Consider the following 25,866-nt stretch of genomic DNA (forward strand, 5'->3'; position numbering starts at 1 on the left):
CGTTACTTGTGTTTACTTAGAGGGATTGCAGGGTTCGCCAGCGTACGATCTGCAATTGAAAATTGACATCCTTTTACCAAAAGGTGAACGATCAAATTTTCAACAAATACGGGCTCCCCTTCTTCAACTTCAGTAATGTTCGTTTGATCAATATTTCTTCCATCAATAATAACAACCATCCCTGAGCCATAACATTCTGCATCCGATCCATTTCGAATCACCAGGGCAGTGTCTTCCCCTAAACCAATACCTAGTTGCTCGGGGTTCATAATAATTGCATGCGCAAGACGACTAAATCGTCCTCTTTTGATAAAATGGGTATCAATAACACAAGACTGTAAGATTCCTAAACCTGAAGAAGTGAGTAAATTTCGATATCTTAAAGCCTCTGATAAACCGCCACCAGTAATCATGACCGTCCCCATAACCATAGCCCCGGCACTGGTTCCAGCAATAATAAACTCATTATCCTCCAGATATCTTTCTTTAATAATATCGACAATAGGAGTACCACCTAATATTGTGGATAAACGAAACTGATCCCCTCCAGTAAAAAAAATAGCGCCAGCCTCTTTTGCTCTATGTAAATATTCGTCTTGACGTGCTTCGCTTCTATTTTTTATGGGCAGAAATCCTATATTGTTATACCCCATGTTTTGAAAAACTTTTTGATAAATTTTTTTTACTTCATCCTGAATTTCAGAACCGGTAGTAATAATTTCAATTTTCTTATTCGAGGGCGGCAATAATTCATTAAGAATTTCATAACGTGTAAATTCTTTTTTTTGCTCCAAAATATCCAAAGGTTCCTCATCACCCTTATCCTCAGCGCCCCCGATGATCAATAACTTAGCTTTGGGTGTCATTATAAACCTCATTCATCAGCATCGCTTGTTTTTCCTTTTTCTTGAGAAAATTAGTCGTCTCAAATACGTCCTCCACGGCGCAAAAGATAAAAGTATTTGGCTCGGCTATTTCCATCATATGCTCAATTGCCTCAAGCTCATCTGAAATGATATTTAAAGACGGTTTGAAATCAGAACGCAGTATGCCGGCAACAAGAAGACGATTTATTTCATGATGCGTTCGTCCTCTTCCGTCCTTATCATGACGAATGACGATCTCATCAAACATAGAAGCAATGTGATAGCCTAATTTTTCGATATCTTCATCACGCCGATCGCCAGCCACCCCGATAATTCCTATCTTTTTAGTACAAGGAAGCGAATCAAGATAATTTTTTAATTCGCAAAATGCACCTTCGTTATGAGCATAATCGACCATAACTTGGCAATGCTGGAATTTAAAAAGATTCATTCTCCCTGGAAGGTTTTCAACCGTAGGATAGAATATTTGAAGAGCTTCTTTTATTTTTTCCATCGAAAAATGACTGATTACGCCAGCTAATGTGGCCGCTAATATATTCATAATCATAGCAGTTGCATTGCCTTGAAAACTTAGCGGTATTGATTTTATATCTGCTAAAACCGTTCGCTCCGAACCCCTTTGGATTACGATATTGCCTTGAACAAGATACGCGGCCAACCCACCTAAACTGCAATGCTTCCTAATCCTTGGATTTTCAAACATACTAAATAAAGCAATATGACACGTTAAATCATTTCTTAAATCATAAGTTAAATCGTCATCCGCGTTTAAAATCGCATAACCTGTTTCCTTCGTACTCCGCGCGACAACGGCTTTCACCTCGGCCAATTCTTCAAGAGTATGGATATCATTTAATCCCAAATGATCTCCGGTAATATTAGTAATCACACTAATATCTGATTCATCAAACCCTAAACCTGAGCGTAAAATTCCACCTCGAGCACATTCTAAGACTGCGTAATCTACTTCAGGATCATACAAAACTACTTGTGCGCTGGCAGGTCCACTGCAATCTCCGCTAAAGATCAGTTTATTATTGATGTAAATCCCTTCCGTTGTGGTATGGCCCGTATAATGATTCGCAAAACGAGCAAGATGGGCAATCAACCGGACAACAGATGTTTTTCCGTTCGTTCCTGTAACTGCAACTATTGGGATTCGTGAAGTTAAATTAGATGGATAAAGCATATTTAAAATAGGTTCCGCTACATTACGTGGTGTACCTTCATTAGGGGATAAATGCATTCTTAAACCTGGTCCTGCATTTACCTCAATAATCGCTCCATTATTTTCATTTATAGGAGAACCAATGTCCTTTGCAATTACATCGATTCCACAAATATCCAAATTCATTAGTCTTGCTACACGCTCCGCAAGAAAAATATTAAAGGGATGAACCGCGTCGGTAACATCTTTTGCAGTGCCGCCTGAGCTTAAATTGGCAGTTTCTTTTAAATTTAAAATATGACCATTAGGTAAAATGCTTTCTAGAGTTAGATTGTTTTGTTTTAAAATAGAAAAAGTGGATTCATCCATCTTAATGGTAGTCAGCATATTTTCATGACACTCGCCCCGATTTGGATCTTCATTCGCTTTTTGAATTAATTGATGAATTGTAAGTCGTCCATCACCTCTAACTTGAGCGGGAGTACGTTTTGCTACAGCAACTACTTTATAGTTTACTACCAAAAATCGATAATCATCTCCAGCAGTAAAACGTTCAACTATCACTTCATTGGAAATTTTTTTCGCGAGCTCATAGCCAAAAATTGCTTTATGGAGATCTGTAATATTAGTAGTTACCCCTTTTCCATGATTCCCGTTGTGAGGCTTTATTACTAATGGGAATCCTAATTGTTCTATTGCATTATGCAATTCGTCCTCAGACCTAATAATTAATCCTTTAGGCGTGGGAATAAGATTTGAATTAAGAATCTGCTTAGTAAGTTCTTTGTCAGAAGCAATATCGACACCAATAGAGCTGGTTTTCGAAGAAACTGAAGCCCAAATCCTTTTTTGGTTTCGACCATATCCTAATGTAATTAATGAAGTATTCTCATAGCGTTTCCAAGGGATTTTTCTTTTTGTCGCTTCATCCACAATCGCCTGAGTACTAGGTCCCAAACCTTTTTGTTTAAAAATTGTTTTTAAGTGATTGATTGCCTCATCGACAGGATACTCTTTGCCCTCGGCTATGGAATGGATGAAATTAACAGCAACCTGTCCCGCGTACAGACCCGCTTCCTCAATTTGGTATGCATAGATGACTTGATAAACCCCATACTCATTAGTTCCATAAGTTCTGCCAAAACCACAATCCATTCCAGCAAGGCACTGTAACTCCAAAGCAACATGCTCTATCACATGACCCAACCAGGTGCCTTCTTCGACGCGGGTTAAAAATCCACCCTCAATACCCAAAGAGCAACGATGCTTGTCTAAACTAGGAAGATTTTGTATCAATCGCTCCTTAAACCCAATTAAGCGATTGGTGGGAAGCTCTTCATATTTCCCTAAATCTAGTTTGATAACGATGAGTTCTTTTCTGTAGTTCGACCAATAATTCGGGCCCTTCAAGACCTGGGTTTTTAAAATGTTCATTAGCATTCCTTTGGCATATAATGAATTACCGAAAACTCTTTTTAGCATAGGAAGAATTATTTAATTCTTCAAATCAAATTAAAAAAATAATTGATTTGTGGATCAAGGTGAACTAAGGAATATACTTAATTATTTGAAAGACAATAATTTTTAGGAGAAATTACCTGCATTTCTGGTAAAAAATGCAGGTAATAGAGATTACTTTTTAATATCGCATGTGATTTGTGTACAATCTCGACAATGCTTTTGTGCAAAAGAAAATGATTTAGTAGCAGAACCAGAATGCTCGGACATTCTCTTATCAGCATCTTGGTCTGTTTTTTTATCACTAGAGCTTGCATTAGTAGTACAAACCCAATTTGAACTCATTGAAGTTTTAGTCTTAGAGTTCGAACCCGTCGCTTCATCATTCGCAAATGAAGCTACAGAGAAACAAACTAAAGTACTAAACAGGAGTCCTGATAAAATTTTCATTATTTATCTCCTGTATAAAAACCTGTTATTGTAGTTTTAAATTCAGGTGCAGAAAAATTTGGCCAATGTTCTTTATCAAAGCCTGGGGCATTTTTCAAACGCTGTTTATCCACATTGAGAATAAAACAGTCTTCTTTATTATTGTATAAAAATAAGTTCCAGGGCACTGCAAAAAACTTATTTCCAAACCCTAAAAAGCCTCCAAAATCTAATACTAAATAATTCACTTTGCCAGATTGTTTATCTATAACAACCTCTGCAATTTCACCTAGGTCTTCATGGGCAGGATTCATAACCTTAGAGCCGGTAAGTTCACCGGACTTAACAATTCCTCTGTTTTCCATTTTAAAACTCCTTTTAAATTCCCGTTTAACGATTAATGATGAATTTTTCTTTGAAAATCTTGCACTGCTTTTTTAGCTTCTTCTTGGGTATAACCATAATGTTTTCTTAATTTTCCAAAAATTTCTTCTTGGTTGCCTTCAATTTGTTTAAGATCATCATCAGTAAGTTTTCCCCAAAATTGCTTCATTTGACCTTTTATTTCCATCCATTTTCCTTGAAAAATATTCTGATTCATTTTTATCTCCTTAATATTTTTTGCTAATAAAATGTTTTTTACTGCAAAGTAAAGGCTAGTCAATAATTTTAAAAAGCGCAAAAAAAAAACAAATGTACCGATTCAAGATACGATGATTGAATTCAGGCTTATCTGGAGATTACTAAGGATAAACGAGGAGATGATTAGGGTTTATATTATAATTTCCATTACGGTTACAGGATGTCCTTTGAAACTGTCTTTATCTATAATGTTCCATCCTAATGATTGGTAATAATTTGGGATTGTTCGATCAAAAGCAAAAAGATAAAGTACTTCATATCCCATTTTTTTTGCTTGCTCTTTAATTACCTCAATGAGTCGTTGACCAAGTCCTTGTCTTTGATACTCTGGTTTTACAGTTAAAGAGCCTAGCCATGGCATTAAATCAGGGCGAATCCCATCATTTTCACGTAAACTACACATACCAACTGGCTTTTCGTCATCAAATGCCACAAAAGTCATTGGTAACGTTTCATTATTTGCATGGTCAAGAAAACGCTGTTCTACAACATCCAAAGGCACATCAGGTAACCAAATTTTTCCAAGTCCTTCTTGCCACATCAGAGCAAGCTCAGGGATCGCATCAAGATTATTTTGCAGAAGTTCAATTCTTATCATTCTAATACTCATTAATTTTGCATTACTTGGTTAATCAACGGGATCAGGATACCTCTTGTGCTGCTGTTTTACCACTGCTCCCCTAATTAACAATGAATAGATATACCGTTAGTTTGGAGATTTTCCATAGCGATTTAAAGTATAAAGTCCCATATTATTTGCTATTTCACCTTCTGCAAAAAACACTTTGCCCTTTATTTCTTTTTGGAGCAACGTAGCCTCTTCTTCATTATGTGTACGGATAACAATCTCGATCTCTGGATTGAGTTGCGTTGCATATTGAATCATTTTTCTTACATGAACCGTATCTGATATCACAAGTACAAGCATGCTAGCATGAGCAATATGGCTTTGAACAAGCACAGATGGTTTAGATGCATCTCCATAAACTGCTGGGATACCAGAAATCCGCAAATCTTCTATTAACTCTCGATTATCATCTACCACCACATAAGGAACTGCTTTTTCAGAAAGTAACTGAGCAACACGCTTTCCCACACGCCCATATCCTACCAAAATAACTTGCCCTGCAAGGTACTCTTCTTTGGTTGTCGTCGGTAATTCAGTTAAAGGATCTTTTGAACGCTCAAAAATCTCAATTAATTTAGGATAAGATTTTGCCCAAGCATGTATGGGATTTATCAATTTAAATATAAGAGGATTAATCGCTATTGAAATCAATGCGCCAGCCAAAATGAAACTTTGCCCTTCCACTGGAAGAAGACCGAGGCGCGTCCCAAGTTCAGCAAGAATAAAAGAAAACTCGCCAATTTGCGCCAAACTTGCGGATACAATTAATGCCGATTGCAAAGGATAGCGAAAAGCAAGAACGAGTATAAACGCTGCAATCGATTTTCCGATAACAATGATACCTACCACAGTAAGAACTTGCATTGGTTGTTTCACAAGAACTGTAGGATCAAATAACATACCTACAGAAACAAAAAATAACACGGCAAATGCGTCTCTCAGGGGTAACGATTCTTCGGCAGCACGACGGCTAAAAGCGGACTCCCTCATAATCATCCCGGCAAAAAAAGCACCTAAAGCAAAAGAAACTCCAAACAATTGCGCGGCCACATAGGCAATACTAATTGCGGCGGTAACAACACATAAAGTAAATAATTCATGGGAACCTGTACGCGCAACATGCCAAAGCAATTTTGGAAACAATCGACGCCCCACCAGAAACATCAGTGCAATAAAAGTTGAAACCTTTATCAGAGTAAGACCAAGTACAAACCATAATGGCTTATGAATACCTTCTACAGCATTAGAACCCAACCATTGAGATAATGGTGGAAGCAAGACAAGCACAACAACCATGGCGAGATCTTCAACTAAAAGCCAACCTACAGCGATATGGCCATTAATTGTTTCTAAAGCGCCCCTTTCCTCAAGTGCTCTCAATAAAACAACGGTACTTGCAACCGATAATGAAAGCCCAAAAATTAATGCATACCCATAATTCCAACCCCACATGATGGCAGTACAACCCCCCAATATTGTGGCTACAATCATTTGCACAATCGCTCCAGGAATTGCCACCTTACGAACGTGCATCAAATCGGATAATGAGAAATGCAAACCCACCCCAAACATGAGCAGCATAACGCCAATTTCTGCAAGTTCTTGAGCAATTTCAACATTTGCCATTAACCCAGGAGTAAATGGTCCGATAACAACACCTGCTAATAAGTAACCTACTAAAGCTGGAATTTTAAATCGAACTGCAATGAACCCCATGATTAATGCCAAAGCAAATCCCATCGCAACGGTAGTGATCAAGGGAAGTGCGTGATGCATATTAAGGTATCCTTATCTATATCCACGAATCAAATAGAAAATGAATTAACAATGCGTTTCTGCATTATTAACCTAGCTATCTGAGAAAAAATCATTAAATCTCCGCTCTGTTTATTTAATATAGTAAGTTTACTTTAAACATCAACTCATAATGAGAAGTTACAACTCCTAAATCCTCATCTATACTAAAAATAGTTTGTGGCATAGAGGAAAGGAATTAATAATGAATACTCATTCTAGTAGTGGCCGCGGCGATTTTCATACACTGTATCAAGGTCGATCTGTAGATAATCTCATAATTGAATATATGGAAGAAAATAACATTCCTGGAATGTCTTTGGCAATTGTTCAAGCACCTTATATTACCCGAGTCATTGGCTATGGATTAGCGGATACAGAAAAAAAGCGTCTCGTCTCTACTCGCACTCTCTTTCCTGTGGGGCAATTAACACATGCATTTACTGCGGTAGCTATAATGCAATTAATAGAAGATGGAAAACTGCAGTTAGATGACTCGATTTCTGCTTCCATATCGTCCTTACCTCAAGCATGGCAAGGGGTTACCATTAGACAATTATTAACTCACAGTTCGGGAATACCTGATTATTCAGAATGCGAGGGTTTTTCTTTTCATAAAGATTATCATCCCGAGGAGATTTTTAATTTAATTAAAGATCCCAATTTATTATTTACTTCAGGCACCAAAATGCAACCCAGTGCCTCAAATTATTATTTACTGGGAATTATTATTGAGAACATCAGTGGCATGAGTTATGAAGCTTATGTTACCAAAAATCAAATTGAGCGGGTTGGTTTGAAATGCACATCGTTTATCAAAAATACATCCTCAATCGATAATGAAGTTCATAATGGGAGTACGCCTTTTAAGCACAGCGAGTTTTTACATAACCCCTCTTACATAGACCCTACAGAAGTTGCTGTGGGTTATAAAGCAGATAATAAAGCAGCTCCAGAGCTTACTTGGGCAACTACTTTTGCACATAGTGGCATCATTGCTTCCGCCGAAGATATCAGCATATGGGATATCAGTCTGGCGGGATCTATTTTAGTCAAAGAAGCCGAAAATAGAGATTTTCTATACCATAGTATTACTTTAAATAATAAAACAGTCATCCCTGGAAATGCGAGCTGGTTATTCCCAGGTCATCCGGGCTTAATGGAAATAAAGGGTAACATTCCTGGTTTTTCTGCTTTTTTAAGCCGTTTTACTGCCCCAGATGAACTTTTGTGTGTCACTCTTTTAGCCAATAAAGAGAATTTATTTGATTTGGATATCTTAGCCCGTAAAATTGCAGCCGCTTTTGATATTAGACTGGCGGCACCAGAAGGGGTAGGCTCCGAAACACTGCAAAGTCCTTATTCAGTCTCTCAAACCATAGAACGAATCACTGACATGATCACCCAAAAAGGGGGAAAAATATTTGCTCATATTGATCATAGTAGTGAAGCTCAAAAGGTGAATCAATCACTCCCCCCTACAGAGGTACTTATTATAGGCAATCCTGAAAAAGGAACACCCTTGATGCAAGAGAATGCAGCAGTTGCACTTGATTTACCCTTGCGGATAATGGCAACAGAAGATCAAAGTGGACAGGTATGGTTAAGTTTCACCGATCCCATTCAATTAGGAAAAGCATACCATTTACATGGTAATCAATTAAAACAAATCGCTACAACGTTACGTGTACTTTGTGAAAAAGCCGTATCAGCACAAAGTATTATTTAAAATAACTAATTACCTGGGTAAAGGCACAGCCGCACCCAGAAGCAGCTGATGTCAGGAAAACGTTGGTTTGCTCCACCTAGAGTTATGCACTTATATTTTTTGCTCTATTTCATAATGCTGAATGAGTGCAGGATTTTCTGGTGATAATGTGAAGCTTATTTTAAGATTTGCTTTTTCTCCTTGAATAATAAAATACCCGCGTAGTTGATTCTCTGGGACCACAGTACCCACTTTAAGAATTTTACCTGCCTTGGCAAAAAGATCCTGAGTGTTTTTTCGCAACGAAGCAACTGATGAATCCAGAAAAAAATTCACTGCGAACAATCCACTTGTTTTTGCATCGTTCCATTCAGGTAAGAGTTTCATTAATGCTTTTTGTCTTTCATTCAAAATTTGTGAAGGAGGCAACGTTCTGGGTGTAAGTTGCGCTTCTTTAATGAGCTTATTAACGACTTTCATGTTGACTTCGTCCGCAGCCGCATAAGTCACATTCGTAAATAAAATCACTCCTACCCCATATTCAGGCAATATGAACCAATTACTACCAAAACCAGGTAACCCACCGCTATGTCCTACTGATACTTTGTCATGACAATCTTTAGCCCATCTTAATCCATAGCCATATGCGTTAATTGTGGGGCATTTCGTACCATTTACCTTATTCGTTGCATTCACCGCATAAAGTCGCCAAGGTTGATGCATTTCACGTATAGAACTTCTTTTAATCAGTCCAGTTTCTCCATCATCACGTGGAGGCCATGCAAATTGATGTAAGGCAGCATAACGACTAAATGATTCAATCGAAGCAATCATACCTCCCATGGAAGCATAACTGCCATCATGTAATAAAGACTCCTCCATCCAATGTCCATTATCCCATCGATAACCATGGGCTAATTGATTTGCTGGAACTTGAGCAAACTCCCATGCTGCATTCTTCATTCCTAAAGGTTGCCAAATATTTGCAGCAATATATTCCTGATAAGAAACCCCTGATACTTTTTTAACAATCAAACCTAAGAGCGCAAATCCGAGATTGCTGTATTCAAATGATGTGCCGGAGGCATTAGATAAAGAAAGACCTTGGTTTACTAATGCAGTTAATTCTTCATCCGTCTTACTCAGATTCCTATCACCCCAAGGATTGTCTTCAGGAAATCCAGCTGCATGAGTTAAGAGATCACGAATGGTAATCTCTGGTGCATCTTGAGTTAATTTTTGATTTTTTAATTCAGGAATATAAAGAGAGGCAGGGTCATCCAATCTTAATTTACCCTCATCACGAAGTTTTAAAATAGCCATGGCCGTAAAGCTTTTGGTCATCGATGCAATGCGAAACATCGATTGAGGAGTAGCAGGAATTTTTTTCGCGATATCGATATAACCACCACTCCCAGTATGTACTAGCTTTCCATCGAGAATAATCCCATAAGCATAACCAGGAACATGATTTTTTTCTGCATATTTCTTGTACATTTCATCAATGACAGGAAATTCCACCTGAATTTTTGTAAGTCGGTTATTTTCAGTGAAAACAGGAGGAAGATAAGAGTTTTTATTTTGACCATTTGCTGCAAAAGGGAGTATCGCAGTCAGCACAAATAATTCTTTTATAAAAAAACGTCCCATAAAAATAAAAACCTTGATAAATCGAGTTAAGAACACGAAGTATATAATATTTATTGACTGAAATTGACTTAAAATGAAAAATAGAGATTCTGTAAGCAGCCATTTAACTCAGGACGTAAGTCCTGTAACTGGAATAATCCAATGAAGTTTTCAACACTATTAAGACTGATGCGTTTTTGGCCACCTTTTTGGGGTGCTGGAATCAGTGTAAAAAATTTTCATTCTGATGGCACTCAGATTGTCGTTCAGATGAAAATGCGTTTTTGGAACAAAAATTATGTGGGAACACATTATGGTGGCTCCATGTACTCTATGACCGATCCTTTTTATATGTTGATGTTAATGAATTTATTAGGAAAGGGGTATGTTGTTTGGGATAAATCAGCGTCCATCCGCTATAAAATCCCTGCTAAAGGTACTCTTTATGCGCAATTCAAACTATCTACTGAACAGGTTGAAAACATTCGGCTTGAAGTCAATGAAGCGAAAAAAATTGACTCGGAATTTATTGTTCCTATAACTGATGAAGACGGAAAAGTCGTTGCTGAAGTGAAAAAAATTCTTTCTATTATCAAAAAATAAAAGAACAAAAGATTCGTAATTATTTTACCCAACCACTCATTATATTTAAGGGGAATACTATGCCCATCCATTCCTTTTCAGAAGAGGAACAGGCTCCCATTTTGAGTCAATATAATAAGACTCAAACTGATAAGAACAAAATCCCACAATTACTACGTAATTACAATTCAGGCTGGCCACTCTTACAAGTAAGCCTGCTTAGTCTTAATGATACATTAGAGCCAGCGAAATATGAGCATGTTTTAGGCGGTGGAACATGTCATTTTTTTTATATTGGGGCTTTTAATTTCGCAAGTCTCCTAACAAAAATTCCTGGTGATATGGATATCGAGACCCCAGATTCTACAGCCTCTAAAAGAGAACTAGTAAAAGCAGATAACGTACTGTTGTATTTGAAGGCCTTTAGTATCCTTCATAAAAAATTTAATATTAAAATAACGAGCACATCAGGGGGATATGGTAAAACTTTAATTGTTGAGCTCCCGATAGGCAATGCAGAACGACTTCGTAATGCATTGATCGATAGCCTTTCATTTGCATTAAGAAAACCATCGTTAATCCGAGCAATTGGGGGCTGGAACGATTCTGGGTACACGCAAAAATACATTGAAGATGCAATTAACCCAGAGGTTGCTATTTTTATCAATGGACAAATTTTTATTGATTTAGGCATGTTATTAAAACAAATAGTCAAGGATAAAGAAGTAACCTCCTTGTTTAAACACCTATTTAAAGTAAACGAGTTTTTGGAACTTAAAAAGAAATCTGCCGAGTTCAAACCTCAAGTAATCAAAGATAGTGAAATAACTCTAGAAGCTGCGGCAAAACCAACGGAGTCACGATTCAAAAAAATGCTATCGTTCTTCCAGGATGAAAAAAAGAAGGCAACCAGACCTGATAATGATCCCAGCGAAACAGAACGGTTCATTCACAAAGAGTTAACGATCAACTTCCAAAGGTAAACGTGTATACTTTAACACCAGGATCGAGAGCAATAATTTGTAAATATCCATTAGTGAATTGTTTTTGCGAAATTAACTCATAAATGGAATATTTATCGACCACGATCGTATGTTCTTGTAATTTTTTTCCTGATTGTTGGTCAGTGAGAATCACCTTAACCGTGATGGGATTTGCTGTATTAGTTCCCATAACCGCATAAACTTTGCGGGCATTAAAGTGTATTTTTATAGCAGCATTTGCTTCTGCAGAGACAATGTTCTCTGCATTAACCTGCCATAATCCATCCAAGCTCCATGCATTAGACGATAATTTTTCGGAAAAATGGTATTGGGTGGTTTTATCTTTTATAAGCTCTGGACTGTAATTGGAATCAGCTTTTGCATACCCCAAATAGGTTTCTGGCGTTTGGGTTAAGTTGAATGAAATACCTTTTAAAGATTTTAAAGTGCTTAGATCCTTAACTCCCAATAAAAAGCGGATGTTATTCTCCATAACATCATATTCACCTTCACCAAAATGTTTGTAAACCACATAACCTTTTTTGTTAATTAAATAATGCGCAGGCCAGTAGTGATTTTGATAATTCCTCCAGGTTACAAATTGATTATCGAGTGCTACAGGATAAGCAATTCCATATCGCTTCACCGCAGCTTTGACATTATCTAAGTTTTTTTCAAAATCAAACTCCGGTGTGTGGATACCAATAATAACCAAACCTTTATCATGATAACGATCATACCAATCTTTGATGTAAGGGATCGTGCGCAAACAATTGATGCATGAATAAGTCCAAAAATCGATTAAAACTACTTTTCCATGCAAATCATCTAGGTGTAAAGGAGGCGAATTAATCCATGCGTCGATACCTTGTATTGGTGGTGCTGGATAAGTAAACCATAAACCATTGATGAGAGCGTTTGACGTTTTAATTCCTGTTTGAGGAGTCACTGAAGATGAAACAACCTCTCCTTCAAAGTAAATCATGTACACCACACTCGCAATAATTATCCCTCCTAAAAATTTACGAAAGAGGGTGGCTCTTGTTTTAAAAAAAGTGAACGTATTAATTAATTTTTTCCCATATAGGGAAATAATAAACATAGGAATTGCAGCGCCAAGAGCAAATGCGAGCAGCGTCAAGAAAGTAATTATTGTTGTTTCCTGTAATGCTGTTTGCACAATAATCGCAGCCAGAATTGGACCTGCACAAGGCGTCCAAATAAGAGCAATGATCCCTCCTAAAAAAAGTCCATTCCAAAAACCTCCTTCTGGTTTATGGGCAGTGGAAAAAAAACTACCTATTCGGGTGAGTCCTTGTGTTATTTTGCCAAATTTCTCTGTTAAATAATTTGAGATCATGATAAGGCCTAAAAAAAGCAAAATGGCATAACCAATCTCTCGAACTAAGTTAAAATCAACATCTAAATAACGCACTAATTGATGAGAAAAGAACACTAATATGGAAAAAAACAAGGTAAAACCAACAATAATCCCTATGGGGCGTTTTTTGGATCCAGAGAGTGAACCTGCTAAAAAAATAGGTAGAATAGGTAAAATACAAGGAGAAATAATTAAACAAAATCCTTCTATAAACCCTAAAATAATATTAATAAAATTCGCTTCCATTTTATTTCCGGAACTTGCAATTCATTTTAATCAATATCTTGTGCGGTCACTTGTTTGTTTGCAAAACTCCATTGCTGCATTACAAAAATAAATTGGCGCGAAAAGCTCAAATACAAACTATGACTATTTACAAACGCACATGAGCCCCACTTTCCTGTAGTCGCTTGGCCACAACTAACTGAATATTATCTCGTGCTCGCGCAGGGAAATATTGATAGACTGCCAAAAAATCCCTAGCATTAATCGTAAGAAACTGACACGCAGTTATGGTGCTAATACGCGCCGTTCTGCGAATATTACGTAAAATCGCAATTTCCCCGAACACATCGCCTGCACCCAAAGTATTAATGCGTTTCCACCCCATAGATTGGGTTTTTATAGAAACTTGGACAGTACCTCGAATAATAATATATAACTTATCCCCTATTTCCCCTTGTTCTATGACGAGCTCTTCGGGTCTATAGTTCGCAATAACACATTTATCAGCAAGCATTTTTTGTTCAATTAGGCCAATACCTGTAAAAATAGTGGCCCGAGAAAGAATGGATATAATTTCTGCTTGTGATAGACCATTACTAGGTTCCATATACTTTCTCCCTATTTAAGATATATCCTAGAAACGCAGTACCTTTTGATCATAGTATAGTTGTATTTTCTAAAATTTTTTACACTCAGAATAGTCGCGTAGTTGGTCGCAAAACAATTGTCCTAAAAACAATAAAACACTAATTAAATCGGCTACTCCCCCAGGACTAATTCCTATCTCGGAAAAAAGTTGATGTAATTCCAATGCCTTTTTTTGGCGAGTCTGCACGCATTGAATTGTTAATAATTCTGCAGCTTTATTTTTCGCATAATCTAAACCTAACTTACCCTTTCTATGAAGAATATTAGTATCATCCGTATGCAGTAAAAGCTCTGAATAAGCAAATAAACAGACTATATCCAGTGATTGAGTCTCAATAAACAGTGAAATAAAGGTGGGGAGCAATTGAAAAATAAGCTCATAACCCTGTATCGCTATTTGCTTGGCATCAATAACCTTATATTTTTGACGCACTAATGCACCGTGGCTTTCTGGATTTCCAACATGGTCCGCCAAATATTTGGGCCAATCTTTTAGTATTTGCTGATGAACATCCAATGGAGTGAATTGTTTCTTTTCCTGGGCCAACCTCATAACCGAAATACAGATTATACCCAAAGCAAAAATAGCACCACGATGTGTATTGATTCCACCAGTTTTTTCCAGCATCCGCTGCTCCGCAGCAATCGCCACTTGTTTTAATTCATCAAAAGAATCATTAATTAATCCCTTTTTTGTAATTTGATAAAAGTAATGACGTAAGGTAAATAGACTACGGTAAAAGGTTTCACCATTCATATCATGATGCGCGCCAGCATCCACAAAACTGACCAAACCGGGTTTTGGATAGGCTTTAACTTCAAAATAAAGCGCTCTAACTGCCATTTTGGCAAGTGTTCTTTCACAACAGTGGATAGTGTTCATAAAGTTCAATTCTTGATAACAACGTAACCCTATCCTGACTCTTACACAGCAGCTTTTTTGCAGATACATTGAGTAATTCTTTGAGCGGAATATCGCCAAAACCAGGAAAACGCACCTCTCCATCAATCTGGCGATTAAGTTTTTTGGTTAATGCCTCAACGAACTCACACAGAGTAACCAAAGAATATCCTTGGTAATTGAGAAGTACATCAAGGTCTGAATCAGGACTAACAAAGGAGTGGCCTGATAAATAGTGAAATAAAAATGAGCCGTACACGGCGATATCAGAAATCAAATACATCTCAAGAATACGATTTAACGCCTTTACTCCATAATGGCGGAAAAAAAAATCGTACATCTCGTTCAGTTGAGGAAGTGGCTTTTGTTTTTGTACTAATGAGGGCGCAACTCGTAAACCAACTCGATGCTTTTTATTGGCCAACAAAAGAGTTAATCCAAGACTTATTGTTTCTTGAGGAGCTATTTGTTTGGCATAAATACAAGGAAAACCTTTTGCAAGCCAGATCCTCACCTCTTCTTCTATCATTTGTTTCTCTTCATGAGATGACGCTATAGCAAAATCAGCATTAGGGTGAAGATAAATTAAATGATGTCGTTGTGGACTCATAAATGATTGGCTACTTTATTGATAATCGAATAAGCAAGCTTTCTACCTTCGCGTTTGCTCCCCAAGAGTGCACGCTCATCTTTAGTATTGCCCTGATGGATTGCCCATTCAATTTTTGCAGCAAGTTCAGATGGTCTTACAATCTCATGCAACCCACCAAGTTCATAAAAATTTTGCACACCAGGTGCAAAAACCGGGAATGTCTTACTAAGCTCTTGAAGGGTGCTTAATTCTATTTTGGTCACCTTTGCAATACCTTCCAGCCACATTACGGCTAAGCTTGCATCGGGTAAGGCTAAAATGGTGTCTGCCATTAACCCATAGGCGATAAAAGCACCACCTAATGCTTGATTATACACAAGCGATATCAAAGCATTTCCTTGTTGGCGTAAACACTCCAAACATTCAAGCAAATGTCCAAAATATTGTTGCATCCCCAACCATTCATCTCGCATGGTTAATTCTTGTCCTGCAACATCGACTAAAAGCAAAACAGGAGCTTTTGATTGAGTCTCAAGAATGTCAATTATGTGCTGCGCCATAATCAGCGCTTGCTCTACCCCCAAAAAAGTTGACTCTTTTATCCCAAGAATATGAACCAGTTGATTATTCAGTGTCGCTTGCCCATAAATAACAGATTGATTTTCCTCTAGCGTAACATCCTGAGAAAATATCTGTTTGAGAAGATCCTTTAATTCAACCATTTCTTATTCCTTCTGTATTATCGCAGTGATACTTCGTAGCCTGGGTGCAATTAATTACGATTCTTTTTTATTTCTTTTGCTGCGTTTAAAAACTCCTCTTCACTCATATCAAAAAGTGTTGCAGCATACTTTGGAGCAACTTTATTAAGATAAGCCCCCTCTTCCTGGTATCCATGAGTCTCCTGAAAACGTTTTTTTAACAGCGTATGCTTTTGTTTGATGGAATTAAGATCCAAAAGCACCCTCTTATCAAGAGCAGCAATCAGTTTAGTACGTATCGCGGCAACATTAGAGCCCACATAACTTTGAGCAATTTCCTGCAAATAACGTGTTTTACCTCCATATACGCGCCATACCAATGCCCTATCCTGTGAATTGAACGCTTCAATTCCAGCTACCGCTTGAATCACCTCAGGACCTGATACGCCAATACGTGCTACTTCATTAATTACAAGATAATCCAGACACGCAGAAATAATTCCCATACCGCCAAAAGCACCGTTTTTACCACAAACAACACCTATTGTGGTTATCCCATGATGACGTGCTTCGAAAATAGCGCGAATTATTTCTGAAATTGCTATTTCTCCTGCATTTGCTTCATGCAAACGCACGCCTCCGCTATCAATGAGAAGGATCACGGCCTTAACTTGGGTTGTAATCGCAGCTTTGAATAAACCAGTAAGTTTTGCTCCATGAATTTCACCAACAGCACCACCCATGAAATCTTTTTGCTGGGCAGCAACAAGTACTTTATTTTTTTGTAACAACGCGGAACCAATAACAATACCGTCATCAGCTTCGCCTGGCAAATTTAAAGCAGCTAAATAAGGGCTGTATTGCTTTTCCTCGGTAAGCCACTCAGTAAACGAACCCTCATCAAAAACAACCTGAATTCGTTCACGCGCATCAAGCTCTTCATAATTAGTACCTATTTTGCAATTCCCCTGAAACTCGTCCAATGCCTGACTTAATCGTAATAAAACAACTGCAGGAGTCGCTCCGTTATCATTGAGCGTAAAGTGCAAACCAATGGGTTGATGTTGCGTGACAAAATCCCCAATAACCATTTTCCATACAGGCTTATAATGTTCAATTGCCGTCTGAATCGTGAATATTGTTTCAGAACTCGTATTTTCCTCAATAATAACTTCTAGATTACCCGAGCCAACAACGCCACAAACGGTTTTTTTGCCTCGCAAACGTTCTCCAGAAAGTGCAAAACGAAACTCCATCATTTCCATATTTTTTGTCCTACCAATTTCTAAATTTTACAGGCGGCTCATAGAGTCCCTGCGAACAATCAACAAGTTCACGAATTGACTTGGCTGCCAATAAATCTCGAGTTGCATCGGAAGTTTTAATTCCTAAATCTTCAGGACGTTTAATAACTCCTCGCTGACGCAATTCATCCACTTTTTTCCTATCCCGCATTACTCCAACCTCAGTATATCCTGCAATGCCCCGAATCGCTTGTTCACGTTCTTCAAGAGTTCGACACATAAGGAGGTTAGCAATACCCTCTTCGGTTACAACATGACTCACGTCGTCTCCATAAATCATCACGGCGGGTAAATCAGCATTCATTGATTTTTGCAAAGCCCAAGCATCCAGTTTTTCCACAAATGTAGGCTGGGTTGAACTCTGGAATGTTTCTACCATTTGAATCACCAATTTTCTTCCTCGTGGCATTTTGGTCGCCAGAGCTTCGCTGCGTTCTTGTCCTGCTTTTAACCAAGCATATGAAGAATGACGTCGGCCTGGTGCATCACAACCCATGTTGGGAGCCCCTCCAAAACCCGCAATACGACCTTCAACCGCTGTAGAACTATTCCCCTCAAGATCCATTTGTAACGTTGCACCGATAAACACATCACAGGCATAATGTCCCGCTAACTGACCTAACATCCTATTCGAACGCAAACATCCTTCTTTACCTGTAAAAAAGATATCTGGACGGGCAGCCGCATAGCGATTCATACCCACTTCGCCTCCAAACGGATAAATCGTTTTTACAAATCCTGCTTCAATAGCAGGTATTAAGGTAGGTAAAGGATTAACAACCCAATGCTGGCATATTTTTCCTTTTAACCCCAGTGATGCCGCATAGGTAGGCAAAAGAAGTTCAATGGCACAGGTATTAAAACCGACACCATGATTTAATATATTCACTTGATAAGGTGCATATATCCCTTTGATCACCATCATGGCCATTAATATTTTCACTTCATCTATTTGTGCGGGATCTCGAGTAAAAAGTGGTTCAATATAAGATGCTTCTGGACCTTGAACAATGACATCAACCCAATCTCCAGGAATATCAACTCGCGGTAACTGCTCCACAACTTCATTAACTTGAACAATAACTATGCCGTTTTTAAAGTTAGTTGCTTCGATAAGCGCTGGCGTTTCTTCTGTATTTGCTCCAGTAAATAAATTACCCTGTTTATCTGCTTTATCAGCCATCAACATACAAACATTGGGTGTTAAATCAGCAACCAACCTACCAAAGAGCTCATTATAAGTATGAATATTTCCTATGTTGATTTTTTTGTTTTTCACCATTTCAGCAAGACGAACTGATTGAGGGCCGGAATACGCAAAATCAATGCGGTCTGCTATTCCTTTTTCAAAAATATCGAGATGTTCGGATAAGGCAATAGCGGATTGAATCATATGTAAATGATTTACTTTGGTAGGATCTAATTGGGTCAATGCCATCGCCAAAAAACTGGCCTGCTTTTGGTTATCTCCTTCGATACATACCCGATCCCCTGAGTGAATGAGCTGAGAAAGTACAGCGACAAGGTCGCATGCAGCAACAAACTTATTGTTTTTCAGGTAGGATTTGATCTTGGACAGACGTTTTAAATACCCTTTTTTATTCTGCTCCCACATTATTGCTTCCTATCAATTTTATATTAAAAAAAGAGGAGGTACACTGGATAACCCGAATACCGATTACTTTTCAGACAACCAATCAAGCGCGTCTTTAGTGCAACTTGAGTCGTGGTTTTACTCTACGGCTTAACACATTCGATAGTGTGAGTAAGAAAACTCGCCACCACCCATATAATGAAATTTGATGTTGTTTGTATAATGATAGATAGAATAAACGAGCTAATTTTCCCTCTATCATCAAACTATTAGTGATTTTTCCCATCAAATTGCCAACTACATGATGACTCATAGTAACTAAAGAACCATGATCATGATAATGATAAATAGGAAGGGGTTTTCCCTCTAAATATTTATCAAAATTTTTATACAAAAATTGTGCTTGCTGATGCGCTGCTTGCGCGCGCGGCGGCACAGTTTTATCCGAATGAGTTTGCGGGCAACTGGCGCAATCCCCTAAAACAAAAATAGAATCATCTAAGGTTGTTTGTAGCGTTTGTTTCACTAAAAGTTGATTGATATGATTTACTTCCAAACCATCCAGTTGCTTCAAAAAATCTGGAGCTTTAATACCAGCAGTCCAGACAATAAGATCTGCAGGAATAAATTGTCCTGATTTAGTATGCAAACCTTTTTCTGTCACTTCATTAACTTGTTCGTTAACACAGATTTTGACACCCATACTCGTTAATTCAGTAAACACTTTTTCTGAAAGCTGTTCTGGAAGGGCTGTCAATAATCTACTTGCCGCTTCGATGAGCGTAAAAGAAACAATTTCGGGTTTAATGCCAATGCCATAATTTATAATTTCGTGGATTGAGCTGTTTAATTCTGCTATTAATTCAATCCCAGTAGCACCTCCTCCGACAACCACAAGATTAAATTTCCTCTGCTCTGACTGTTGAGAAAGACGCATGAAGTGATTTAATAATTCACGATGAAAATAAACTGCCTGCGGAATATTATCTAAAAACAAACAATGTTCACGTACCCCGGAGATACCAAAATCATTAGCAACACTTCCAACTGCAATAATTAATATATCGTATGAAAGCGCTCGTTTTGGAAGTACTTCCCGGTCATGGCTGTAAAACGGAGATAAATAGATTTCTTTTATACTCCGGTTCAGACCTTCGAGTGCCCCTAAAACGAAATGAAAATGATGGGTCGCAGCATAAGCGAGATAGTCAATTTCATTTTCATTGGTAAATAAGCTCCCTGCGGCAACCTCATGTAATAATGGTTTCCAAATATGGGTCGGGGAACAATCAACCAGCGTAATAGCTGCTTTACCCTCTTTTCCATACTTAGCTCCAAACAACGCCGCCAGCTCCATTCCGCCTGCACCACCGCCGACAATAACAATATTTGGTACATGGTTTTTATTTAGCATAAAAATTCTTCCGCAGAATAAATTGTTATTATAGTAGGATCTGCTGATAATTCCTTCTTGAACCCAGGTACCGACGCTCTGAAATACGGGAGGTTTAAGTCCTGCTATATAGTTTCATATTAATGAGTCGTATAGGATAAGTAAATAAGAGTAAGATCTATAAATGGTATCGCCATGGGGGACATATTAATTTTTTAGAACACTTTCCTACATGTTGACTACCAGTTGTATCATAAATTCAGCTAAAACCGCGAATAATACTAAAATTTTAGACCCAAGATCTTTGATTTTGCTTATAATGATAACAACAAATAAATCGAGGGATTTGATGTAACATGTCACATGAGAAAAAATTTACCGGCATTCAAGTTGAAACCCATTTGTTAGTCGCTGTGTGGAACGTTCCTTTTATTTTTCAAGGCTGTTTCAAAATTACGGAGCTGGATGGAGAACATATTGTTTTGTATTTCTTTAGATGCCAGGCAAGACAGGAGCAGCAATCGAATATCCTTAATGATGAGTTTTCACCTGGGCTCTATGAATTTACCCATTTATATAATGAAGCAGGTCTTATTCAGTTAAATAATCTGGAACCAGCGCAAGAAGATGCCCTATATTTATTGAAATATGCGCTACATATAACTTTGGGCGAGATGTTGGCTAACAGAAAAACGCATTTCACCTCGATAGATGATCTGGCAATGCAGAAACTGATAGATAAAGTAAGACCGACTTTGAACAAAGAATTAACTTTACCCGAAGAAGATCATATTGGATTTGCGGTTGCAATGGATTTTCGTCCTGAGGAAAAAATCGCATTATCGGCTGCATTGACATTGCTTAATCATCTAAAAAATATAGATACTGAAATAATACAATTTCATTAGAAATTAATTAAATTAACACCCCTGATGGTGCGCTGGTAGTAATATTAGATTTATCTTGTGAGCGTTGCTGCTTATAAATAATCAAGTTAGAAACCAAAGACTCTTTTTAAACCAATGCACTTCCACTGGTTTAATTGTCAATCAACTTTAGCCGAAAGATCTGACCTTTCAATTCAATCGTATCCCCTGCAACCATCTTTTTTCTTTTCTGTTTTTCTATTATGCCGTTTACTAAGACATTGCCAGTAGCAATCATATCCTTGGCTTCTGCTCCGCTCGAGGCAATACCTTCAAATTTAAGAATTTTAAAAAGTTCAACAGGTTCTTTATTAATGAAAACATCCGTCATATTATTTATTACTCCAGTAATTTTTAATTGTCGCAATTTTTACTTTTTAAGGAATCACGATAAAGGGTTTCAATTTTAGTCCTTGCCCATGGTGTTTTGCGTAGGAATTTAAGACTTGAATTAATGCTAGGGTTGGTAGAAAAACAATTTATCTTGACTCTCTCCGCCAAGCCCTCCCAGCCATAACGAATCAAAAGACGATTTAAAATAGTCTCTAGTGTAATGCCATGCAGTGGATCATTAGAAGCTCTGTCCATCAACTATACCTTTTTTGTTGCACATCGGGGTTTTGGTCTCGATCGTGCTAAACTCTATTACTCAAATACTACTTATCTTTGATTATATTAACATACAAAAGTGTTCTTAGTGTAATCACATGGCTTAATAATGCTACTTCTACTCTTGCTTAATCAAATCTTTAACCTCGGGGTTGTGGGCGAGTGAATGTGACGAGGAGAACTTTAAGTATTAATCTGAGCCAGTTGGAATACCGAAAATAGAAAATACATTGTTCTGAAATATCACTTTTAGTTGTTAAAAACTATAAATAAGAGATAGAGGGCCATGAACTGCAATGGTGCCAAATAATTATCTTTTAAAAAGTAAATAATGCTTCTTTTTATTTCCATTTTTGAAAAAATAATTTTCCAAAAAACTATCTATACAAACACCATCTGAGTGTTTAAAATTTGACCTTATTGAATTAATTTATATCCATATTTTAAATTAATAGTGCTTCAATAGGTTTATAGGAACGTTCCTGAAAAGGACTTACAAAATTTTTAATAAATTTTAACATTAGGTATACAAAATGCCCCCTTTATTTCCAAACAATAATGAGTATGTATATATTAGCCAACAGCAAGTAGGGGATTGTTATTTACTGGCTCATTTGGATTGCTACCTAAATGAAGTAGCCGGAGGGCGTTCGCATATCAAGGAAATGTTCACCGAAAACAGTGATGGTAGTGTTACTGTTCGTTTCCCAAGAAATCATTACAGTAAATATCTTGTATTGACCGATATTACTGCAAAATATCACTATACCCAGGATAAGACAACAGGACATGATGTTTTTACAATACCCAAAGAGGAATTGCAGCGAATTGATAGAAACCAAATTGAATTCAATAAATATGGAGTACAGTCTAACTCACTTGCTGTAAAGATAATTGAGCATCTGAGCTCTTATTATTTTACTGGCTCACTTGGCACTGAGCCTAATATTAGTGCTATAGCTCATAACTTTAATAATCGATATGAAAGTACGAATGCCGCAGCTGTTTTTGTGAGTCATCTACTAGGGACCCATGCTTACCCTGCTCCAGTTGAGTACATAAAAAAAATGAAGGAATCCATTACCCCATATACACCATCTACTGTTGTCGATATGAAATATGGTTTGCCCGATGCTTCTGGGGAAATACATTCTGTTCATACTCTTAGGATCCATCGGCTGGAGGTTGTACAGACAGAATCAGGTCCAATCGTATATTTTCATTTAGTCAATCCGTGGGATAACAGTAAAACTGAAGTATTTAGTGAGGAAGAATTAAGAAAAAGAGAAGCCCGATTCTTTGTGTTGAATCTCGATAAGCCTAGAGAAACTTTAAATAAAACATTACTCCAATGCAATGAATATACACGTCAATACATTTATGCACGAGTTAATTTATATAAAGCGCTCCTATCCTTACAGACAGAATGGGGAAGTCGTTCTCTTACAATGCAGCAATTAGAAGCTTGTGTCCAACTGCACTCTCAAATCCCATATTTTGATTTACTTCTTAGTTCGTCTAAGCCTTCTGCAGAAGACAGTCAAAAACAACTTACAATGATAAGACAGATGATAATGGCTTATGGGAATAAAAAAGAATTTTTCCGGTTGTTATCCGTGAGTCTAGCTGATGCCGGATTGATCCAGTTGCTTTTGAACTACGAGCAACCACCTCAAAATGAAATTAATGAAGTTCTTGCCGAAATTAGAAGTGATAAAGGCCATCCACTCCACACCGCGGTTATTTCCGGAATTATCCAGAATAGAGAATATCGCCAGGCAGAGCAGTTAATTATTGCTTATGTACAGCAAATTGAAGATTGTTTGGAAAGTAATAGCGGATCGAGCGAAGAAGAGGTTGAATACAACCGAAGGACTCAGATCAAACGTGTGGAGGCTATCGCTTTAGATTCTCGCTTAAAAGAAGCAGAAAAATATCTAGGCTTTCCCGCCGGACATCCCAAAGTGAATGAAGCTTATGACACAAAGATCAAAGCGATAAATGCGGCTGCCAAAAAAAGATTAAATACTCTAAATGGCATCTTGGCCATGAATCATCAAGAAGAAAAAATTGATGAATTTTTGATAAAAGAGGATAATCAAGAAGTCGAACAAATCAAAGACATCGAAGATTCCAAAGAATTTTTTGCAGGACTTTTTCAGGAAAAAGGTGTTATTAAAACAAATGACCAAAATCATCTTAGAGATGAATTACTTCAAAAAGCACAACACCATTTTAGTTTCTTTTTAGAACTTTTGGCATGTGATCTCAATGAAATTGATCCTTCAAAGTTGGGTCATCTTATTTATCAACATCGCAAGCAAATTGATTTTAAGAAACTTAACAGCATTCTTGCCGAAAATCATCTTTCCCTAGAGTCTCTGGCAATAGCATCGGTCGAAAATACATTACTGTTTTTGAAAAGCAGAGTTTATTTAGAGTTCACCGCCATCGAGCTAGCTCATATTTACTATGCTCACCGTCACGATCGCTTGTTTATTAATGCTTTAAATCAAGCTCGGCAATCTGGTTTTTCTCCACCTCCAACTCAAGTTCCTGGAATCCATCGTATATTATTGGAAGCTGAAAAACAGGAGAAAAAAGAATGTATAGATATTATTTCAAAGAGTGCCACCCTCAAAGTGATGCTACAGGCTGAAAATGAAACAATTAAAAAGCAGCTGAGAGATAAACTCCAGATTAAAAACAACAACAACTTTTCCCAACTGCGAATTTTTAATTTAGGCTCACAACAAGAGAATCTTCGAAATGGATTTGAGGAGCTTAAATCCAAAGCGCCAACAGACTTCGATTCAGCTTTGGAGCTACTAAAAAATCACAATTTAAGAAATTTAGAGCTCAATGATTTGTGTAACATAATATATAACCATCGTAATCGTCTTACGCCAGAATTAATTCAAGAAGTTCTTCATAAGAATAGCCTCTCCCTAAAAGATTTAGCATTATCTTCTGTAGAAAACAGTTTGATGCTATTAAAAAGTAGATTGGTGATGATGTTTTCGATAAAAGATTTAATTACCATCTATAGTTATTTCAGTGAGTATTTTTTATTTCAAGACTCTTTAAAGGAAAGCCGAAAAGCGAATTTACCTCTCCCCCCATCAAATTATCTCCCCGGTATCAATTACTTAATGGAATTAGTTAATAAAGAGGTCGATTTAGAAAAAGCACAATCCTTGTATCTTAAAATATTTGAGAATCGGTCCCTTGTGAAAATATATCATAAAGAAAGGGAGTGTCTTGGAGAAAAAGGGATCCTTGATCTTGAAACTTCAGTTATCTCATCAATGAGACTTTAATTGTTAGATTCAAACTATGTTTTTATGTGGTCTATAAATAAGCTTGATCCGTGTTGCGCCATCAAGCCTACAAAATTGTTGTTACAATAAGTTCATACACAGACAAGAGTTTATTGGGTGAGTTCAATTTTTAATTGTATATAAAACAAACAACAGGAGAGGTTAAACTTCCACCTGTTTCAATACAACTACTCTTCATTTATGTTAGAGAGTTATTTATCGACTTTCTTCCTCTGCAATATATTTGCATGCAGACATAATTGTTAAATTGGAGAATACAAACCCATCGTTATATGGAAGGCACCTCTTATTAAACCGCTACATTTGCTCTAAACAATTTATACTAATGCTCAAGCCAGGCAAT

At 37.3% G+C, this 25,866-nt stretch carries 23 protein-coding genes; 5 read left to right on the forward strand and 18 right to left on the reverse strand.

Annotated features, from left to right (window positions below):
• Positions 1 to 2: 2 nt before the first annotated feature.
• The 7 genes from ACWTEW_RS12475 to ACWTEW_RS12505 all read right to left on the reverse strand — a co-directional run bounded on the left by ACWTEW_RS12475 (position 3) and on the right by ACWTEW_RS12505 (position 6,988).
• A complete protein-coding gene (locus tag ACWTEW_RS12475; RefSeq protein WP_454781957.1) occupies positions 3 to 866 on the reverse strand; it encodes a cyanophycinase in 864 nt (287 codons plus the stop codon).
• Positions 850 to 3,489 (reverse strand): cyanophycin synthetase, encoded by a 2,640-nt coding sequence (cphA, locus tag ACWTEW_RS12480; protein ID WP_454781958.1) that lies wholly within the window; start codon positions 3,487 to 3,489, stop codon positions 850 to 852. The genes ACWTEW_RS12475 and cphA overlap by 17 nt, the downstream gene beginning before the upstream one ends.
• 198 nt (positions 3,490 to 3,687) lie before the next feature.
• Positions 3,688 to 3,963: a hypothetical protein gene (locus tag ACWTEW_RS12485; protein ID WP_454781959.1), complete on the reverse strand. Its 276-nt coding sequence runs from the start codon at positions 3,961 to 3,963 to the stop codon at positions 3,688 to 3,690.
• On the reverse strand, positions 3,963 to 4,307 hold the full coding sequence (locus ACWTEW_RS12490; RefSeq protein ID WP_454781960.1) for a PRC-barrel domain-containing protein: 345 nt from the start codon (positions 4,305 to 4,307) through the stop codon (positions 3,963 to 3,965). Before ACWTEW_RS12490 ends, ACWTEW_RS12485 begins: the two co-directional genes overlap by 1 nt.
• Positions 4,308 to 4,339: 32 nt before the next feature.
• On the reverse strand, positions 4,340 to 4,543 hold the full coding sequence (locus ACWTEW_RS12495; RefSeq protein ID WP_454781961.1) for a CsbD family protein: 204 nt from the start codon (positions 4,541 to 4,543) through the stop codon (positions 4,340 to 4,342).
• A 171-nt stretch (positions 4,544 to 4,714) separates the two neighbouring features.
• The gene (locus tag ACWTEW_RS12500) at positions 4,715 to 5,182 is read right to left on the reverse strand and encodes a GNAT family N-acetyltransferase (protein ID WP_454781962.1); all 468 of its coding nucleotides are present in this window, start codon (positions 5,180 to 5,182) and stop codon (positions 4,715 to 4,717) included.
• Between the two features lie 108 nt (positions 5,183 to 5,290).
• The gene (locus tag ACWTEW_RS12505) at positions 5,291 to 6,988 is read right to left on the reverse strand and encodes a cation:proton antiporter domain-containing protein (RefSeq protein WP_454781963.1); all 1,698 of its coding nucleotides are present in this window, start codon (positions 6,986 to 6,988) and stop codon (positions 5,291 to 5,293) included.
• A gap of 223 nt (positions 6,989 to 7,211) precedes the next feature.
• Between ACWTEW_RS12505 and ACWTEW_RS12510 the strand changes: the two genes are divergently transcribed.
• Complete coding sequence (locus tag ACWTEW_RS12510; RefSeq protein WP_454781964.1) at positions 7,212 to 8,735, forward strand: serine hydrolase; 1,524 nt, start codon at positions 7,212 to 7,214, stop codon at positions 8,733 to 8,735.
• 90 nt (positions 8,736 to 8,825) lie between these two features.
• On the opposite strand, the gene ACWTEW_RS12515 is transcribed toward ACWTEW_RS12510, so the two are convergent.
• Positions 8,826 to 10,364: a serine hydrolase domain-containing protein gene (locus ACWTEW_RS12515; protein WP_454781965.1), complete on the reverse strand. Its 1,539-nt coding sequence runs from the start codon at positions 10,362 to 10,364 to the stop codon at positions 8,826 to 8,828.
• Positions 10,365 to 10,505: 141 nt separating this feature from the next.
• On the opposite strand from ACWTEW_RS12515, the gene ACWTEW_RS12520 reads away from it, so the two are divergent.
• The gene (locus tag ACWTEW_RS12520) at positions 10,506 to 10,946 is read left to right on the forward strand and encodes a DUF4442 domain-containing protein (RefSeq protein WP_454781966.1); all 441 of its coding nucleotides are present in this window, start codon (positions 10,506 to 10,508) and stop codon (positions 10,944 to 10,946) included.
• Between the two features lie 59 nt (positions 10,947 to 11,005).
• Positions 11,006 to 11,908: a hypothetical protein gene (locus tag ACWTEW_RS12525; protein WP_454781967.1), complete on the forward strand. Its 903-nt coding sequence runs from the start codon at positions 11,006 to 11,008 to the stop codon at positions 11,906 to 11,908.
• Here the strand turns inward: ACWTEW_RS12525 and ACWTEW_RS12530 are convergent.
• From ACWTEW_RS12530 to ACWTEW_RS12565, 8 genes are all read right to left on the reverse strand, one after another.
• Positions 11,892 to 13,535, reverse strand: coding sequence for a cytochrome c biogenesis protein DipZ (locus ACWTEW_RS12530; protein ID WP_483099566.1), 1,644 nt, complete (start codon positions 13,533 to 13,535; stop codon positions 11,892 to 11,894). The genes ACWTEW_RS12525 and ACWTEW_RS12530 overlap by 17 nt on opposite strands.
• Before the next feature lie 127 nt (positions 13,536 to 13,662).
• A complete protein-coding gene (locus tag ACWTEW_RS12535; RefSeq protein WP_454781968.1) occupies positions 13,663 to 14,121 on the reverse strand; it encodes a cyclic nucleotide-binding domain-containing protein in 459 nt (152 codons plus the stop codon).
• Between the two features lie 69 nt (positions 14,122 to 14,190).
• The gene (locus ACWTEW_RS12540) at positions 14,191 to 15,045 is read right to left on the reverse strand and encodes a triphosphoribosyl-dephospho-CoA synthase (protein WP_454781969.1); all 855 of its coding nucleotides are present in this window, start codon (positions 15,043 to 15,045) and stop codon (positions 14,191 to 14,193) included.
• Complete coding sequence (gene mdcG / locus ACWTEW_RS12545; protein ID WP_454781970.1) at positions 15,023 to 15,673, reverse strand: malonate decarboxylase holo-[acyl-carrier-protein] synthase; 651 nt, start codon at positions 15,671 to 15,673, stop codon at positions 15,023 to 15,025. Before mdcG ends, ACWTEW_RS12540 begins: the two co-directional genes overlap by 23 nt.
• The gene (locus ACWTEW_RS12550) at positions 15,670 to 16,377 is read right to left on the reverse strand and encodes a biotin-independent malonate decarboxylase subunit gamma (RefSeq protein ID WP_454781971.1); all 708 of its coding nucleotides are present in this window, start codon (positions 16,375 to 16,377) and stop codon (positions 15,670 to 15,672) included. Before ACWTEW_RS12550 ends, mdcG begins: the two co-directional genes overlap by 4 nt.
• A 50-nt stretch (positions 16,378 to 16,427) precedes the next feature.
• The gene (locus tag ACWTEW_RS12555; RefSeq protein WP_454781972.1) at positions 16,428 to 17,621 is read right to left on the reverse strand and encodes a biotin-independent malonate decarboxylase subunit beta; all 1,194 of its coding nucleotides are present in this window, start codon (positions 17,619 to 17,621) and stop codon (positions 16,428 to 16,430) included.
• 10 nt (positions 17,622 to 17,631) lie between these two features.
• Positions 17,632 to 19,275 (reverse strand): malonate decarboxylase subunit alpha, encoded by a 1,644-nt coding sequence (mdcA, locus tag ACWTEW_RS12560; RefSeq protein ID WP_454781973.1) that lies wholly within the window; start codon positions 19,273 to 19,275, stop codon positions 17,632 to 17,634.
• A gap of 94 nt (positions 19,276 to 19,369) precedes the next feature.
• On the reverse strand, positions 19,370 to 20,668 hold the full coding sequence (locus ACWTEW_RS12565; RefSeq protein ID WP_454781974.1) for an NAD(P)/FAD-dependent oxidoreductase: 1,299 nt from the start codon (positions 20,666 to 20,668) through the stop codon (positions 19,370 to 19,372).
• 335 nt (positions 20,669 to 21,003) lie between these two features.
• Here ACWTEW_RS12565 and ACWTEW_RS12570 point away from each other — a divergent pair, with 335 nt between their 5' ends.
• Entirely contained in the window at positions 21,004 to 21,555 is a 552-nt protein-coding gene (locus tag ACWTEW_RS12570) for a hypothetical protein (RefSeq protein WP_454781975.1), read from the forward strand.
• 130 nt (positions 21,556 to 21,685) lie between these two features.
• Here the strand turns inward: ACWTEW_RS12570 and ACWTEW_RS12575 are convergent, their stop codons facing one another.
• Positions 21,686 to 21,940 carry an RNA-binding S4 domain-containing protein gene (locus ACWTEW_RS12575; protein WP_454781976.1) on the reverse strand — a complete coding sequence of 85 codons (255 nt, stop codon included), beginning with the start codon at positions 21,938 to 21,940 and terminating at the stop codon, positions 21,686 to 21,688.
• Entirely contained in the window at positions 21,928 to 22,161 is a 234-nt protein-coding gene (locus tag ACWTEW_RS12580; protein WP_454781977.1) for a VF530 family protein, read from the reverse strand. The genes ACWTEW_RS12575 and ACWTEW_RS12580 overlap by 13 nt, the downstream gene beginning before the upstream one ends.
• Before the next feature lie 554 nt (positions 22,162 to 22,715).
• Between ACWTEW_RS12580 and ACWTEW_RS12585 the strand changes: the two genes are divergently transcribed.
• A complete protein-coding gene (locus ACWTEW_RS12585) occupies positions 22,716 to 25,502 on the forward strand; it encodes a hypothetical protein (RefSeq protein WP_454781978.1) in 2,787 nt (928 codons plus the stop codon).
• Positions 25,503 to 25,866 lie beyond the last annotated feature (364 nt).

The organism is Legionella stuttgartensis (assembly GCF_977063405.2).